Source organism: Pedobacter rhodius, assembly GCF_027213645.1.
Taxonomy (GTDB): Bacteria; Bacteroidota; Bacteroidia; order Sphingobacteriales; family Sphingobacteriaceae; genus Pedobacter; species Pedobacter rhodius.
The window spans coordinates 91,728-108,751 of the sequence record NZ_JAPWGL010000004.1 but is presented as its reverse complement, the minus strand read 5'-3'; the positions used below and the strand labels follow the sequence as shown (position 1 = coordinate 108,751).

15 protein-coding genes are annotated in these 17,024 nt (G+C 36.6%); 6 read left to right on the top strand and 9 right to left on the bottom strand.

Annotation, left to right across the window (positions count from 1 at the left end; translation table 11 throughout):
- Positions 1-123: 123 nt before the first annotated feature.
- Together trhO and O0931_RS14815 are read right to left on the bottom strand one after the other, a co-directional pair.
- Complete coding sequence (gene trhO, locus O0931_RS14820) at positions 124-1,071, bottom strand: oxygen-dependent tRNA uridine(34) hydroxylase TrhO (protein ID WP_269416366.1); 948 nt, start codon at positions 1,069-1,071, stop codon at positions 124-126.
- A gap of 173 nt (positions 1,072-1,244) precedes the next feature.
- Positions 1,245-3,692 carry a DUF5686 and carboxypeptidase regulatory-like domain-containing protein gene (locus tag O0931_RS14815; RefSeq protein ID WP_269416365.1) on the bottom strand — a complete coding sequence of 816 codons (2,448 nt, stop codon included), beginning with the start codon at positions 3,690-3,692 and terminating at the stop codon, positions 1,245-1,247.
- A 213-nt stretch (positions 3,693-3,905) separates the two neighbouring features.
- Between O0931_RS14815 and kbl the strand changes: the two genes are divergently transcribed.
- The 4 genes from kbl (at position 3,906) to O0931_RS14795 (ending at position 7,277) form a co-directional block, all read left to right on the top strand.
- Entirely contained in the window at positions 3,906-5,093 is a 1,188-nt protein-coding gene (gene kbl, locus O0931_RS14810; protein WP_269416364.1) for a glycine C-acetyltransferase, read from the top strand.
- Between the two features lie 150 nt (positions 5,094-5,243).
- Positions 5,244-6,284: a phenylalanine--tRNA ligase subunit alpha gene (gene pheS / locus O0931_RS14805; protein ID WP_269416363.1), complete on the top strand. Its 1,041-nt coding sequence runs from the start codon at positions 5,244-5,246 to the stop codon at positions 6,282-6,284.
- Positions 6,284-6,700: a Rieske (2Fe-2S) protein gene (locus tag O0931_RS14800; protein ID WP_269416362.1), complete on the top strand. Its 417-nt coding sequence runs from the start codon at positions 6,284-6,286 to the stop codon at positions 6,698-6,700. Before pheS ends, O0931_RS14800 begins: the two co-directional genes overlap by 1 nt.
- A gap of 1 nt (position 6,701) precedes the next feature.
- The gene (locus O0931_RS14795; RefSeq protein ID WP_269416361.1) at positions 6,702-7,277 is read left to right on the top strand and encodes a TetR/AcrR family transcriptional regulator; all 576 of its coding nucleotides are present in this window, start codon (positions 6,702-6,704) and stop codon (positions 7,275-7,277) included.
- Between the two features lie 42 nt (positions 7,278-7,319).
- On the opposite strand, the gene O0931_RS14790 is transcribed toward O0931_RS14795, so the two are convergent.
- The 4 genes from O0931_RS14790 to carA all read right to left on the bottom strand — a co-directional run bounded on the left by O0931_RS14790 (position 7,320) and on the right by carA (position 11,723).
- Positions 7,320-8,276: a Fic family protein gene (locus O0931_RS14790; protein ID WP_269416360.1), complete on the bottom strand. Its 957-nt coding sequence runs from the start codon at positions 8,274-8,276 to the stop codon at positions 7,320-7,322.
- A gap of 136 nt (positions 8,277-8,412) precedes the next feature.
- The gene (locus O0931_RS14785; RefSeq protein ID WP_269416359.1) at positions 8,413-9,564 is read right to left on the bottom strand and encodes an ABC transporter permease; all 1,152 of its coding nucleotides are present in this window, start codon (positions 9,562-9,564) and stop codon (positions 8,413-8,415) included.
- Positions 9,565-9,649: 85 nt separating this feature from the next.
- Positions 9,650-10,414: an ABC transporter ATP-binding protein gene (locus O0931_RS14780; protein WP_269416358.1), complete on the bottom strand. Its 765-nt coding sequence runs from the start codon at positions 10,412-10,414 to the stop codon at positions 9,650-9,652.
- Between the two features lie 196 nt (positions 10,415-10,610).
- Complete coding sequence (gene carA / locus O0931_RS14775) at positions 10,611-11,723, bottom strand: glutamine-hydrolyzing carbamoyl-phosphate synthase small subunit (RefSeq protein ID WP_269416357.1); 1,113 nt, start codon at positions 11,721-11,723, stop codon at positions 10,611-10,613.
- 310 nt (positions 11,724-12,033) lie between these two features.
- Here carA and panB point away from each other — a divergent pair, with 310 nt between their 5' ends.
- Together panB and O0931_RS14765 are read left to right on the top strand one after the other, a co-directional pair.
- Positions 12,034-12,849 carry a 3-methyl-2-oxobutanoate hydroxymethyltransferase gene (gene panB / locus O0931_RS14770; protein WP_269416356.1) on the top strand — a complete coding sequence of 272 codons (816 nt, stop codon included), beginning with the start codon at positions 12,034-12,036 and terminating at the stop codon, positions 12,847-12,849.
- Between the two features lie 68 nt (positions 12,850-12,917).
- Entirely contained in the window at positions 12,918-13,604 is a 687-nt protein-coding gene (locus O0931_RS14765) for an RluA family pseudouridine synthase (RefSeq protein WP_269416355.1), read from the top strand.
- Between the two features lie 31 nt (positions 13,605-13,635).
- Here O0931_RS14765 and O0931_RS14760 read toward each other — a convergent pair whose 3' ends face one another.
- The 3 genes from O0931_RS14760 to O0931_RS14750 all read right to left on the bottom strand — a co-directional run bounded on the left by O0931_RS14760 (position 13,636) and on the right by O0931_RS14750 (position 17,002).
- Positions 13,636-14,109 (bottom strand): hypothetical protein, encoded by a 474-nt coding sequence (locus tag O0931_RS14760; protein ID WP_269416354.1) that lies wholly within the window; start codon positions 14,107-14,109, stop codon positions 13,636-13,638.
- A gap of 78 nt (positions 14,110-14,187) precedes the next feature.
- Positions 14,188-15,624 carry a glycoside hydrolase family 30 protein gene (locus tag O0931_RS14755; protein ID WP_269416353.1) on the bottom strand — a complete coding sequence of 479 codons (1,437 nt, stop codon included), beginning with the start codon at positions 15,622-15,624 and terminating at the stop codon, positions 14,188-14,190.
- Between the two features lie 61 nt (positions 15,625-15,685).
- Entirely contained in the window at positions 15,686-17,002 is a 1,317-nt protein-coding gene (locus O0931_RS14750; protein WP_269416352.1) for a sensor histidine kinase, read from the bottom strand.
- Positions 17,003-17,024: the final 22 nt, after the last annotated feature.

Genomic DNA, 17,024 nt, shown 5'->3' with positions numbered 1-17,024 from the left:
TTGAATAAATATATGGCTTTTCGGTAAAAGGTTGATTATTTTTTCAGTTCATGGTTAATTGCCTGGGCGCATAAACCATTAGCCATCGACTATTGACCATTGTCTATCAACCATTATTGTCTACTAATCAATAACTTCGGTTTTCTTACCAACAGGCTGAGGAACTTTTACATAATAGCCTGTACCATCGTATGGGCGTTTACGAGGATTCGTCGTGCAGGCAACCGAACAACAACCTTCTAACTCTTCGCCGCAGTCATCACACTGTGTAATGTGCTCATTACACTCCGGATTTGCGCAATTAATCATTTTCGGTGTAGTTTTTCCACAGTTAAAACAAACTGAAACGATTGACGGATTTACGGCGTTTACATCCACAGCAATCCGGTTATCAAACACATAGCATTTGCCTTCAAAATCTTTTCCGCCAGCTTCTTTTCCATATTTTATAATGCCGCCGTGTAATTGGTAAACATCATTAAAACCATGATGAAGAAGTAATGCAGATGCCTTTTCACATTTGATACCGCCGGTGCAATACGTTAAAATCTTTTTGTCTTTGTATTGCGCAAGTTGATTTATCTGCTCGGGAAAATCGCGGAAGTTTTCTATATCAAGCGTAACTGCATTTTTAAATTTGCCCAGATTATGCTCATAATTAGAACGAACATCTAAAATTATAACATCTTCATCATCTTTCATTTTCATGAAGTCGACAGGCTCCAGGTGTTTACCCGTTTTTTTATTCGGATTAATGATCGAAGTGTCTCTTAAGCCAGAATGAACAATTTCTGATTTATAGCGACAATGCATTTTAATAAAAGAAGGTTCTTCCACATCATCGATTTTGAATTCTGTTTTTGCAAATCTTTCATCAGCATGTACGGCTTTCATATAAGCTTCGCAAGCTTCAGCCGTACCCGAAACCGTACCGTTTAAGCCTTCATCGGCGACGATAATCCGGCCAACTAAACCCAGTGATTTACAAAATTTAAGGTGATCTGCAGCGAATTGTTCTGCATCCGCTATGTAACTATAGCAATAGTAGAGTAATGTTTGATATCTTTTCATAATGCATTGATACCGTTGCAAACGGCGTTTAAAGCGGAGCAAAGATAGGGAAATTATGGAAGATGGAAAAGGGGAAAATGGAGAATGGAAAATGTAAGATGTAAGAGGGAAAATGGAAAATGACGGATAGACTTTGTATCCATCAGCCATTTTCCATGATTACATCATCCATGTTAAAATTTATAGCTGATTCGAAACCCCTGCGAAATCTTTTTAGCGCCGTCGTAAGCAAAACCATAGCTGGCCCTTAAAACTAAACGTTGTAATCCAAAATAAAATTCCTTGTAATTTCTTTTCTCCGGCGATGATAAGTAACCGCCCCCAATAAATTCTTCCAGCTTGGCTTTCCGTAATAAGGGCACTTTGTTTAAAAAGAAACCCGCAAAATTGTGTTCTAAATGCGCTTCAAAATATTGTTGATTGGTACTGAATTGGTAAAACTCCAAATACTGAAACTTCCTCAGGTTAGGCGGAAAAATGGTCGAGATATTACCGGCGAAATGTTTATATTCAGGATAATATATTTTGCTGTTGTTGATGAATTTTCCTGCACCCACTAAAAAAGATGTGTAACCCCAAAGGCCTAAACCAATTCTGTCCTGGTACACTTCTGCCTTAACAAAATCGTAATCTATATCGCTGCCGAAAAGTCCGTTAAAACCCTTTTTATATAAAATGTTTATTCTTGGAAACCGCGATTCAGTATAAAACTTACCATCCGGACGCGTAATGTATTTCTGACCAATGGTATAAGTTAAACTTACAGACGCACTGGCGGATGTATATGTTGGGAACAATGGCGTTTCAGTAGTCGGTGTAAAAGGATTATTCGATGTAAATTCCCTGCTTTTATTATCAAAAAATTTAAAATCAGTTGTATTGGTTAAGGTATGATTCTTTGAATAATCAAAACTTAAAGAGCCTTGTAAACCACTTGCCAATTCTCTTGTAGTGTTTAGATTCACGAAACTTTTTTCATAGAATTTAGAGAAATTTTTCTCGTATAACAGTGCGTTAATTGCATATCCGAAATTAGTCATAGACCCTAAATTGTTTAAGTCGAAAATTCCATTTCCGAATGAAGCACCAATACTCGCCCTTTTAAGAGGGTTATAGTAGTAAGTGCCGGATAAACTTCCGGTTAATTTTTGATTAGCAAATCCATATCTTAATTCAGGTCTGATGCTGTACGAACGTCTGTCGCCAAATACTTTTCGATAAGTAACACCATATTTTATAGCAAAGCCCTCTACAGTATTATAAATTAAAGCACGTAACACCGGATCAAATGAGATGTAAACACTATCATACCTGTTGTTAACGCTATAACCTCTTAACAGTAATTTTCCGATACCAAACTTATTATTTTCTTTTTCCAGCGAGTCGAGGTAGGCTTTAGATTCCTTTCTTTTTGCAATACTGTCTTTAACAACATAATTTATTTGCTCATCTGGAGTAAGGGGAATCGGCCGGTTGTTATTCCAGTAAATCGAATCTTTCTTATTCACCATTTTGGTGATTTTTAAAATTTCTCCGCTAAAAAAGTTTTTAGAAAAAACCGGATTAATATCATAATTACTGTAAACACCTACAAAATAACCCGCAAACTTAAACCCTAAAACATTTCCGTTAAACTGGAAATTTATAGCTGTAGGCATATAAACATCTTCAACTTTGGTAAATTGCTGGTTAATGTTTAAAGTATCAATAAAATTAATTCCCGCGCTTTTTGTCAGAAATAAATCCGTATTGTAAATTCTCCAGCTATCTTCGATAATATAAATAATACCTCTGAAAACCGGATCATTAGGCCGGCGTGGAATAACTTCTATTTTATTTATTATTTCACCATTTTCTTTTGTTTCGCCCAGGTATTTGTATTTATAATAAAACAATGCATTATCAGCAATAGGCGATATAAATCCCCTGGCGCTTAATTTATTTTCCAGTAAATAATTATCATAAAAGTTTATAATCAAATCTGAAGCTTTGTTAAAGCTGAATGCATTGTTTCTGCCGGCTACTTTCGATGAAATCATTTCTTCATGAACATCATTTGGCCTTCTGAAACTAAACTTACTTTGAGATTCGGATAAGTATATAATGCCTCTACGGTTGGTATCAAGTTCCATTACTTTTCTGATATCCTGGCCCATAAACTTTTTTGGCGCACTTTTTAAACGTTGTACACCTTTAATGTAAACATCGCAATTAAATGATTTTACTTCCTCCAAATGAACTTTGCGCTTTTCTATCGCCTTGCGAATAATTGCATAAGCCGGATCTTCTGCATTCGCCTTAATGGTTACATTGTTTAAGGTATAGGTTTCCGGCACCAATGAAATGTTTAAAATTGAAGAAGCCGTAATATTCAGAATTTGGTCTTGTTGTTTATAACCGACTGCCTTGAAAGTTAAGGCCTGCTCACCTTTATTTAATTTAATTTCGTACTTACCATCAACATTTGCTGAAGTTCCCTTAGTTGTATTTTTTAAATATACCGACACAAATGGAACAGGTTGCCCGCTAATATCTTTTATCGTACCCGAAACCGTAAATTGTTGTGAAAATGCAAAGTTGCCGAGGGAACAAAAGATTAAGAGTGCGTAGATTTTTATCATAAGTGCTGACCAGTTAAGCTATAAATATCGAATAAGTTTTAACACTATACACATATTTACATGTTAAAGTTTGTTAATCATGAAAATAAATAGGTTTGGAATGGGTTGCTTTAACGGATTGTCCTTTTTAAAATCCATCTTCCATTTTACATTTCAAACCATATTCTTTCACCCTTTTTTATAACTTTGAGCGTAAATCAACCAATAAAAGCCATGTATAAAACATTACAGCCTGTTCTTCAAAAAGAATTAGAAGAAATTCAAAATGCAGGATTATTTAAACGCGAGCGAATTATTACAACACCTCAGGGTGCGGATATCAAAGTAAGTGGGGGTGCAGATGTAATTAATTTTTGTGCAAATAACTATTTAGGTCTATCATCTCACCCGAAAGTCATCGAGGCGGCTAAAAAAGCAATAGATGATTACGGATATGGAATGTCTTCTGTACGTTTTATCTGTGGAACACAAGATGTACACAAGGAACTTGAAGCCAAGATTTCAAAATTTTTAGGTACTGAGGATACAATTTTATATGCAGCGGCATTTGATGCCAATGGTGGTGTTTTTGAACCATTATTTAATGCAGAGGATGCCATTATTTCTGATGAATTAAACCATGCATCGATTATTGACGGTGTTCGTTTATGTAAAGCGCAACGTTTCCGTTATAAAAATACGGATATGGAAGATTTGGAAAAACAACTAATCGCAGCTTCGTCTTGCAGACATAGAATTATCGTTACCGACGGTGCTTTCTCTATGGACGGTTCTGTTGCACCACTGGATAAAATTGCTGATTTGGCAGATAAATATGAAGCATTAATTATGATTGATGAATCGCATTGCTCTGGTTTTATCGGCAAAACCGGCCGTGGTACGCACGAGCATTTTAACGTAATGGATAGAATTGATATCATTACCGGTACTTTGGGTAAAGCGCTTGGTGGCGCATCTGGCGGTTTTACTTCTGGTAAAAAAGAAATTATTGATATGCTGCGTCAGCGTTCACGCCCATACTTATTTTCAAATACCTTAGCTCCGGCGATTGCAGGTGCATCAATTGCAGTTTTAGATATGCTGAGTGAAACTACATCATTAAGAGATAAGCTGGAAAGCAATACCAGGTATTTTCGCGAAAAAATGACTGAAGCAGGTTTCGATATTAAACCTGGATTTCATCCGATTGTTCCGGTTATGCTGTATGATGCTAAAATTGCTCAGGAGTTTGCAGCAAAAATGCTTGATGAAGGTATTTATGTTATCGGATTTTTCTATCCCGTTGTAGCTCAGGGTAAAGCAAGGATCCGTGTGCAGTTATCTGCGGCACATGAGCAACATCACCTGGATAAGGCCATTGCAGCCTTTACAAAAGTTGGAAAAGAATTAAGTGTGATTTAATTCCTATAAATGCTAAGATGTTTTTAAAGCCGCAATGAATTGCGGCTTTTTTCATTTCGAGTTCATTTTCTTTTATAATGATATTGTAAACAGAATTTTTGAACCGGTATGCATTTAAAATTTAAGATAATTTGCCGTATATTTGGAGTCATGTTACAGGATAAAATAACACAATACACTGAAAAAATTAATGCTTTTGCAACTGAAAAAGCAGATGAATTAGAACAGTTTCGGATAAAATATTTAGGCAGTAAAGGTATTATTAAAGAAATTTTTGATGATTTTAAATCTGTTTCTGTCGAAGAAAAAAGATCTTTGGGTAAAGTGCTGAATGAGTTTAAACAACTGGCAGAATCTAAATACTTAACTTTAAAAGAAGCTGCCGAAGCCAATCAAATTCAGGGAACGGAAAACGCTCAGGATTTAACTTTGCCGGGCGAGGGTTTCGAGATTGGTTCACGCCATCCTCTGGCACTGGTTCGTCGTGAAATTGTGGAGATTTTTGCAAAGCTTGGTTTTACGGTTGCTGAGGGTCCTGAAATAGAGGACGATTGGCACAATTTCTCTGCTTTAAACTTTCCTGAAGAACATCCGGCAAGAGACATGCAAGATACTTTCTTTATAAAAAAGGGAGGCGAAAAAGGCGATATCGCTTTGCGTACGCATACTTCATCAGTTCAGGTGCGTATGATGGAGCAAGGTCAGCCGCCTTTCAGAGCAATTATGCCCGGTCGCGTTTATCGCAACGAAGCCATTTCGGCAAGAGCACATTGCTTTTTCCATCAAATAGAAGGGCTGTACGTTGATGAAAATGTGTCATTTGCAGATTTAAAACAAACCTTATTTTATTTTGTACAGGAACTTTATGGCGAAGGCACAAAAGTTCGTTTCCGCCCATCATATTTCCCGTTTACTGAACCATCTGCCGAAATGGATATTTCCTGTACAATTTGTAATGGTGCCGGTTGTCAGTTATGTAAATATAGTGGCTGGGTAGAAATTTTAGGGTGTGGAATGGTCGACCCTAATGTTTTGGAAAATTGCAATATCGATTCAAAAAAGTTTAGTGGTTTTGCATTTGGTATGGGCATTGAACGTATTGCAAACCTAAAGTATGTAATAAAAGATTTGCGTTTATTTTCCGAAAACGATGTTCGTTTCCTGAAACAATATAAATCTGCTTTAATTTAATGATAAAGCATCTGTATAGCATATTATTTGTACTTGTTCTGTTTACAAGTTGCGGAAAAGATACCGGTTACATTCCGGATGTTGCCGTTAATTTAAGCTTACCGCTTACCGATCCACGTTTGAGCCGGTTAAGTAGCCCGGGGGGTGCGGTTTTAATTAGCGGTTATGGGATTGCAGGATTAGTATTGTATCGCAGAACAGATAATGGTTATGTCGCTTTTGATCGTTGCAGTACGGTAAATCCTGAACAGAAATGCGCCGTAACTTTGGATGATCCTACTTTAACTGTAACAGATCCCTGTTCAGGAGCAAAGTTTTTGTTGGAAGATGGAAGTCCTGTAAAAGCACCGGCAGTTAGAGCATTAAAACCTTATACAGTGGCCATTTCAGGTCTGAATTTACATGTAACTAATTAAAATGGAAGCCGAAAAAATTAAGGAAACTGTAAAGAAAGCAGCGAAAGAACTTTTTAGAAAATATGGATATCATAAAACCAGCGTAAACGAGATAGCAAAAAAAGCCCGTATCGCGAAGGCTACGATTTATAAATATTTCGAAAGTAAAGAACAGGTTTTAGATAGCATTCTTATGGATTACCTTGACCAGAATTTGTATGAAATACTTAATAATAAAGTAAGCTACGGTTCTGAAGAAGAGCATCTGAAAGCGTTGGTCATGAAAACCAGCCGACTTTCTTTCACGGCATGTAACGAGTTTATCGGCTGGGATTTTGTTCGCGAGAATGCAAATTCACAGGAGTTTTTAAAACATCTTTCTGATCAGTTAGAGGCCTTATTACTTGCGGCTTATTTACAATTGGACAACTTCAAAAATAATCCGGCCAGGAGAGAAGGTTTAGCCTTTTTGTTAAAAGCGAGTAAAAGCATTGTTTTCTCTTTTGCTTTTACGTCCGTTAGCGATTCTGATGTGCGTAAGAACTTTGTAAGTTTTCAAAAGGAAATATTGCCTTTTTTAGTTAAAGCTGCCCTCTAATTAGGTTTGCAACGGAACAGGCTTATTAATTCTGAATTAAGTTTAACGCTCCCGTTTTCTGTTCTTTACGTAATTATTAATAGCCGTTTTGGTTGTTAGCCAGTTTCTGCCTTCTTTATAAGCATCTATTTTGCCCTGGCGCGCCAGAAGACTAATATATTCCTGCCCATATTTAAATTCAGGTTCGGAAACAATTTGCGATATAGGTTCGTAATCGCCATAAGTATTACCCGGCATTGCGTTTAGGTAAATATTTAAGGAACGCTCTAAAGCCTGCAACATCAGTAGATAAAGTTTATAATAGCTTCCCTTATTCGCCTGGTTAAGTGCTTCATAATACTTTTTTCTATCGTTTTTTAAAATAATAGCAGGCGGAAAACCTTTACGCATTAAAAGCAAATTCATTGCTAAACGTACAGTACGACCATTTCCGTCAAAAAACGGATGAATCCAAACCAGTTTATGATGGAAAATGGTTGATAATAAGATGTCATTTAAACCTTTTGTATTCTCATTTATAAAAGAAATTAGTTCGTCTAATAAATCAGAAACCTTATTCGCATTTGGTGGCGTAAAGTTTGCGCCAATAATACGAACGCCACCATTTCTTAAGCGACCTGCAAAATCATCTTCAATGCTGCGTAAAACTAAACCGTGCAGGGAAAGAATATCGATGCTTCTTAATACGTAATTTTCATTTACAAGTGTATACAAATATTCAATTGCCTTTTCGTGATTATGCGCTTCGAAATGCTCGACCAATGATTTGCCTTTGATGGTAATTCCTTCCTGCAAAACCATTTGTGTTTCCCTTAGGCTTAAAGTATTGCCCTCAATACTGTTAGAGTTGTAAGTCCACTCTAAACTTAGATCAGTTCGTATCCGCTGTAAAGCACTGTTCGGCAATGGACGAGAAGTATCGAGTTTCAATTTTTTCTCCAGTAGCCTGTTCAGTTGAGGCTGTAGTTCTTCGATATCACTGAGATCAATATTCCACATCCACAAATATACTAATATCGGATTGGATTAAAAAAAATCTATCCGATATTAAAAAAAATATATTTCATTTTTAAGAATATTACTTTTTCTTATCGGTAATCAGATTATAAGAATTTTTTATTGATCGTAAAACAGGCTATTCCCACTTAAAGACCTTTACAGCAACTGCATAAATGCCAATTCCCCAGATTACGAGAATCATGATTTGAAATTTTACGTCCCACAGGTTTAAACCTTCAAACGCAACCTTACGCATGGCGTCATTTAAATAAGTTAGCGGTAAAGCCCTGCTAATCGGTTGTAACCATTTTGGAAATGTCTCTATAGAAAAAAAGGTGCCGGAGAGTAAGAATTGGGGTAACGTTACAATATTGGATATTGGTGGAACCATGCTTTCGCTTTTTGCAACTCCGGATATGATAAATCCAAAGCCCATAAACACAATTACACCCAGGGTCGCCAAAATGAGCATATTAACAACTGTTAAAACGCCATGAACTAAAGTGAAACCGAAAAAGAAATGGCCAAGAACAATGATAAACAAAGCGCCGATTAAGGCAAAACCGATTCTGGCAATACCCTCGCCAATTACAATGCTCGAACGCTTTACAGGTGTTGCGAAAAAACGCTTGATAACTAAAGTTTGGCGTAAACTTAAAAACACAAAAGCAGTTCCAAAAACACCGGTACTTAATAATGAAAAGCCTAACTGCCCAGGTAAAATAAAATCAATGGTTTTATATGCTCGGCCATGAATTGTACTTTCCTTAATTTCGGCTACTGATGGTTTTAAAGTTTTATCATAGAAAAGATTGTTTAAAACCGATTTTAAAATACTCCCTTTATCCATTGATGCGGAAGTGTAAACAACATTTACGGAGTAAGCAACAGAATTTACTTTTCTGTGTACATCAATCATGGCATCTACGTTTCCTTTCTCCAAAAGTTTATCGAATTCGGCCTTCGATTTATCTTTTACCAACCGAATCATTCCTGTTTTTTCGAGCATGCCAATCACAGGGTTATTTATATCCGATCCGGGTGTAATGCCAACATCAATATGAGTTCCGCCACCGCCTAAAAATCCAAAAACCAAAATAAATATCAAGGGGAAAGCCAATGTAAAAACCACCGCCGACGGACTTCGCATAATCGAGCGGAAGCTTGCCTTTGCAAGGGCTAATGTTGCTTTTGTATTGCTGTAACTCCCAGCTCCTAAAGGGGAGCTTGATTTTCTGTCGTTCAATCCTTCCGCCCCTGAAGGGGTGTCTAAATGCTCAATACCCATATTTATTCTAATATTTTACTTCCTTCTTATTTTTTTGCAATTGCTGCTTGCGTTTTGACTATAGCGTCACATTAAGGGCGGGAGATTATTCCCGCCATTCATTACCCGTAAGGTGGATGAAAACATCTTCCAGGTTAGCTTTTTTAACTTCCTTTTTGCGTTCAAAGCCGGAACTCACCAATTTATCTATCAGATTGTCGGGTGTATCTAAAGCGATTATCTGACCACGCTCTACAAAAGCAACCCGATCACAAAGCTGCTCTGCCTCATCCATATAATGTGTGGTAAGAACCACGGTGGTTCCGCTATTTCTGATTTCTGTAATTAAATCCCATAGATTACGTCTGGCCTGGGGGTCCAAACCGGTAGTCGGCTCATCAAGGAAAATAATTTTTGGCTGGTTAATTAATGTTGTTGCAATGGAAAAACGTTGTTTTTGTCCACCCGAAAGGGCCTTATATTTTGCTTTGGCTTTATCCTGAAGATTTACTTTTTCCAGCATTTCCATTGGCCTGATATTCGCGCCATAAAGCCCTGCAAAAAGTTCAATCAGTTCAATTAGGTTAAGATTTGGGTAGTAACCGGCTGCTTGTAACTGAACGCCAATGATTTGTTTAATTTCGTGTGCTTGCTTGTCAACCGAAAAACCATCAACAATAATTTCACCTGAAGTTTTAGCCCTTAAGGTTTCTATAATTTCAAGTGTAGTGGTTTTGCCGGCACCATTTGGGCCAAGTAAACCGAAGATTTCATTTTCATAAACCTCAAAATTTAAATCTTGTACGGCTACAAAATCATCATACTTTTTTACCAGGTTTTTCACACTGATAATGGCTTTGTTTGTTTCCATATTACGAATGTAAGAAGCTTTAAATGAATAGAAAATGAATTTATATTACAAAAACTCAAAATGTCGGTAAAATGATGTTTCTGGCAGGTGAATTTGGTCATAAAACAAAATCTGCGAACCTTCGGCTCCAAATAGCCACAGATTCGCAGATTTTATGTTTTGCTTTAGTCTTTAAGCTTTTATCTTTCAGCTCAAACTACCAAACCAGCTCGCCCTTCATTACATTAACGAAATCATCGAACAGGTAACGTGAATCGTGTGGACCGGGAGATGATTCGGGATGGTATTGAACCGAGAATGCTTTTTTACCTTTAACACGGATACCTTCGATAGATTTATCGTTTAAGTTTACGTGTGTAATTTCAACTTTGTCAGAATTTCTAACCTCGTCGGGAATTACGCCAAAACCATGATTTTGAGAAGTTACCTCGCAGTGGTTTTTAATAACGTTTTTAACCGGGTGGTTTAAGCCGCGGTGGCCGTTAAACATTTTCATTGTACCTATATCATTCGCTTCAGCCAATAACTGGTGACCCAAGCAAATGCCGAATAATGGTTTATCTTCTGCTAATATTTCTTTAATGGTTTCAACAGCGTAGGGCATTACTGATGGGTCGCCGGGGCCGTTTGAAATAAAATAACCGTCAGGATTGAATTTTTCCATTTCAGCAAATTTTGTTTTTGCCGGGAAAACCTTAACGTAGATATCGCGGTTTTCGAAACTGCGTAAAATGTTTTTCTTAATACCCAAATCTAAAGCGGCAACTTTCAAGCTGGCTTCCGGGTTGCCATAAAAATAGGGCTCTGTAGTGCTTACTTTTGAGGAAAGTTCCAGGCCTTCCATTGAAGGAACATCTGCAAGTTTCTTTTTTAACTCTTCTAAATCCGTAATTTCAGAAGAAATAATTGCGTTCATTGCGCCCTTATCCCTGATATGACGAACCAGAGCACGCGTATCAATATCTGAAATGGCTACAAGATTGTCATTTTGGAAATAATCCTGGATTGATTCTGTAGCTAATTTGCGACTATAAACGATATTATAGTTTTTACAAACCAACCCGGCGATTTTTATCGAATCGGATTCAATTTCCTCTTTCTGGATGCCATAATTCCCAATGTGCGAATTAGTGGTAACCATAATCTGCCCGAAATAGCTTGGGTCGGTAAAAATTTCCTGATAACCTGTCATCCCGGTATTAAAACAAATTTCGCCTGTTGTGGTGCCAATCTTTCCGGCAGCTTTGCCATAAAAAACTGTGCCGTCGGCCAGTAATAAAATCGCAGGTAACTTGGTGTAGTTAGTCATGGTAATTACAATATGGATTTTGATTTAAAAAAGACTTGAAAAAAGGATGGCTTTCGGCATTAAAGCCGTTTTTGCGGAGTGCAAAAAAAGATGAATAAATCCCTTCCATTTCGGGGTACAAAGATAGGGTTTAGGATTGGGATTGTAAAAAGAATTTTCAAATAAAGAAGCTCAAAGCGAAAAGACTAAAGCAGATTCAGTTAATTAAGCAGATTTATTTATAGTGTATTATTGCTTTAGTCTTTTAGCTTTAGTCTTTCAGCTTTTTTTAAAGAAAAAACAATACTTTTGGCTCAACAAAACGAAAGCCATGTCGGTACATAAGGAAATTAAACGCATTACCACGCACATCTTGCAAGAGATGAAACAACGCGGTGAAAAAATATCAATGTTAACGGCCTACGACTATTCGATGGCAACCATTCTGGATGATGCCGGACTGGATGTTTTATTGGTAGGTGATTCTGCTTCTAATGTTATGGCTGGTCATGAAACAACTTTGCCTATAACCTTGGATCAGATGATATATCATGCTGCATCTGTTATCAGGGCGGTAAAGCGTGCTTTTGTTGTAGTCGATTTGCCTTTTGGGTCTTATCAGGGGAATTCTAAAGAGGCCCTGAATTCTGCAATCAGAATTATGAAAGAATCCGGAGCGCATGGTGTAAAATTAGAAGGCGGAGAGGAGATTATCGAATCCGTTCAGCGGATTATTACGGCAGGTATTCCGGTAATGGGGCATTTGGGTTTAACACCGCAATCCATTTATAAATTCGGAACCTACAGCGTTCGAGCAAAAGAAGAAGAAGAGGCAAATAAATTAAAATCGGATGTATTGGCACTGCAAGCTGCCGGTTGTTTTGGTATTGTATTAGAGAAAATTCCTGCGACATTGGGCAAAGAAGTTTCTGAAAGCTTACATATTCCAACAATTGGGATAGGTGCCGGACCAGATTGCGACGGACAGGTTTTAGTTGTTAATGATATGATTGGCTTAACTAAAGGATTTAAACCACGCTTTCTACGTCAGTATATTAATTTGTATGATGAAATATTGGGTGCTGCGCAAGCTTATATCCGGGATGTTAAAGCAAACGATTTTCCTAACGAAAAAGAACAGTATTAGTACCTGTTACCGGTTTAAGTTATAGGTTTAAAGCGTGTAACCCATAACCCGTATCCCATAACCCATTTATGCCAATAACCGATAAAGACATACTTTTTGAAGATAACCACCTGATTGCAATTAGTAAAAGAGCAGGAGATATCGTACAAGTAGATGAAACCGGCGACGAACCTTTAGATGAGCAGGTAAAAAAATACATCGCTAAAAAATACAATAAGCCAAATGGCGCTTTTTTGGGTGTTGTTCATCGTTTGGACAGGCCTGTTAGTGGTGTAATTCTTTTTGCAAAAACAAGTAAGGCGCTTGAACGTATGAATGCGGTTTTTAAAAATCGGGAGGTTAAAAAAACCTATTGGGCTGTTGTCAAAAATAAACCTGTTCAAGAATCGGGCACATTGATTCACTGGCTGGTTAAAAATCCGCAAAAAAATGTGGTAACCTATTATAATACGGAGGTTCAGGGCTCGCAAAGAGCTGAGCTTTCTTATCGTCTTCTTGCGCAGGTTGGCGATTATTTTCTTATTGAAGTTAATCCGCTTACCGGACGTTCGCATCAAATCCGGGTTCAATTATCTTCAATGGGCTGTCCGATTGTCGGCGATAATAAATATGGATATCCAAGGGGAAGCAGAAAAGGCAGTATCTGCCTTCATGCCCGTAGGTTACAATTTCTGCATCCGGTGAAAAAAGAACCGGTAAACATTTTTGCTAAACTCCCAATTGATGGTTTCTGGGAGCGGTTCGAGAATCTGTAAAGTAGATTGTTGTCATTCTAAAAAAACTGTTTTATTTACAGTTCGTTTTTGTTAGTGTTATCGATTTGCCAAATATAAGTTTATGGATATCTTTAAACTTAGTGTCGCCGTTAACCTGATAAACATCTCCATAGCCTTCTAAAAGCTGATCACCTTTCCTCAGCCATGCAACCTCTCTGTGTGAGTATTCGCCTTCCGATTGAAATTTATAATCAACAATTATAGTATCGCCTTTCACTAATCCATATATATCGCCGCTATTTTTATCTTTTCCATCAAACTGATACTTTAGCTGACCTAATACCTTATTTTCACCGGTACCATAAATTCTTAAAGATGCCGTACTGTTGTCTTTTTTATATTCAAAGCACTCATCCGGAACTGTGTATACCGTTTCCTGTCCACTCATTATCGTCGAATCAACTGTCGTATATTTTTTATTATCGCTTTGGCACGAAAGTATAGCTGTGGTTATGAAAGCAAAGGCTGCGAATAATTTTCTCATTATAATTAGGATGACTTAACTTAATGTAATTCTGTTGACTCTAAAATTAGTAATTCTTATCAATATCGACAAGATAAGTTACCATACAAATGTTCCCACAGCTCCTTTTTCAATCGTTATGGTTACCATCTTTCCATTATATTTTATATTGAAGATAGCGTCATCCATATTATTATTACAAACAATCAGTACATTTTTGCCTTCTGGTGTTTTGAAAGCTACATTTTGTAAATTGCTTATAATGTTCGATGCGATGCGTACCGAACCAGGTTTCACAAATTTAGAAGCATGTGCAATTACATAATATGCAACATTTCTGCTTATTTCTGGTGCTATTGTTACTGCACCTAAACAATTTGTGCAACCACCTTTATCCGTATGTGGATTATAATTTGGATCTGCAGCCAAATTCCATTCCAATACATTCTTACTCCAGTTTCTGGTTGCACCGATTATTAAATTAGTGACATGCCATTTTAAATCTTCACCGAAATTAGATGGCCCGCCAACCCACTGCTCCGTGAAATATATATTTTTATCAGGATGAGCATTGTGTACTTGAGTTAAGGCAGAGATATTTCCTGCGTATAAATGAAATGCCGAACCATTAATGTATTTTTTCGCATCAGCATCGTTTAAAATCGTTATCGGATATTCCGGTTTATCAGCATTATGGTCATAAATAATAATTTTAGTACTTAATCCGGCAGCTTTAAAAGCAGGGCCTAAAGCATTTTTTACAAACTTTGCCTGGTCTAAAGCTTCCATAAACATGCTTGGGTTATTTCCCGGGTGTAAGGGTTCATTTTGTGGCGTTATCGCATCAATGGCAATGCCTTCGGCTTTCATAGCCTGAATGTATTTTACTAGGTAATTCGCATACGTTTGATAGTATTCGGACTTTAAACTTCCGCCAATAAAGCTTTTATTGGTCTTCATCCAGACAGGAGCTGTCCATGGTGAACCTAATATTTTAATGTCTGGGTTAATGGCAATTATTTTTTTAAGAATTGGAATTAAATCAGCCTGTTCTCTGGCGATTGAAAATTTAGCCAGTGTTTCATCGGTTTCACCGTCCGGTAAATCATTATAAGTAAATGAGGATGCACTTAAATCTGATGCGCCAATGCTAATTCTAAGATAAGTTACGCTGATGGCATCGTCGGCGGTGCTGAATAATTCATTTAATAATTTATCCCTATCAGCTGCGGGAAGTGCATTGATTAAAGTGGCACTACCACCGGTTAAAGTATAGCCAAATCCATCTATACTTTGAAAAGTCGTATTTGGATCAATCTCTATGGTAGGATTTGAATTTGTATACTCAGAAAAATTAAGTGCAATATTTTGTTTCTTTAATAATGCACTTTTATCTCCTTTTGTCAACCAGAAATTAACTTCAGTTTTTACAGGTTCTATCGATGTTATTTGCGTTTCGGATGTTCCTTTGCTGCAAGCGCATGCAATAATTAATATGCCAAGCGCCATTGCGCTTAAACCATAAATGAATTTCATATTAAGGAATTTGGTTAGAAATGATATTGGAAGATAGTAAAATTTAATTATACAAGGGACTTTAATTCGTTCCGGGAAATATTAAACTTATACATGTTCCACGATTTTCTTCAGAATCAATTTCTACTTTAATTTTGTGAAATTTAGCTATGCTTTGAACAATTGCTAAACCTAAACCGAACCCATTTTCTTCTGTATTACCCCTTTTAAAGCGGTCGAAAGCATTATTAAGCAATTCGTCACTCATGCCTTTGCCGCTATCTTTAATTGTTAAATTATAATGATGGTCTTTGATTTCACCTTTTACAATTATTTCACCACCAGCATTATTGTATTTTATCGCATTGTTTAAGATGTTAATAAGCAGGGTATGTAACAATGCCTTGTTTCCGATAAAATTAAAATCGTTTTTTAAATCAGTTTTATAGGTTAAGTTCTTATCAAGAATTCTGTCTTCTAAATCGTCATAAATGTCATTAAGTTCTTCCTTGATGTTTATTTGTTCTGTTTTTAAGTATTGATTGTTTTCAACTTTCGAAATTAAGAGCAGACTGTTTATGATAACCTTTAATCGGTTAAGGGTTTTTAAAGAAGCAAAAATTTTATTTTCATGTTCTACAGGAATATTAGGTGTATTTAACATGTTTTCGAATCTGGTGCTCAAAATCGAAATTGGTGTAAGCAATTCATGTGAAACGTTAGCGATAAACTGTTTCTCCAATGCAAAAAGCGTATTTATTTTGCGCATCAGCGAATTTATGCTGTTATCGAGAATTTTAAAATCATCGGTGTTGGTGCGTATGTTCTGATAATTAAAGTGTGTGGGATCATCAACTTTATTTATTTTTTTATCAATAATTAAATAAAATGGTTTTAACAGGAAATTTGTAAAGGCAAAATCGGTAAGCAGTGTAACGAGTAAAGACACAAAAAGTACAACAAGCATATAAAAACGGATAGAGTTTTTTATGGATTGCAAGGCCGTCATACTTTCTCCGAGTTCGAGTTTATACCAGTTTGTGTGATATAGAAACTTATAGTTTAAAATACGGTAAAATTCAATATCGCCTTCGATTTCCCTTTTCTCAGTAATGATTTTTGCGTCAGAATCTACCTCATTGTCGGGGATATCTGTCAGAATAATGAATTCTTCTTTCAGGATATTATAATCGGTAAAGGTTTGTTCGTTACTTAATAAACTATCAATTTCTGCGTCGTTAAGGTTTTTAATAATTTTCCCTTTTTTCTTTATCAGGCGATTATCAAGTTGGTTGTAAGCAATCCTATCAAGCGAAAACAATATAATCGTGCCTAAAATGACTATGATCGCAATTTTAGTTACGGCATTATATAATGAAAACTTGACTTGTAACTTCATTTCTGTGTAAGACGTATAATGT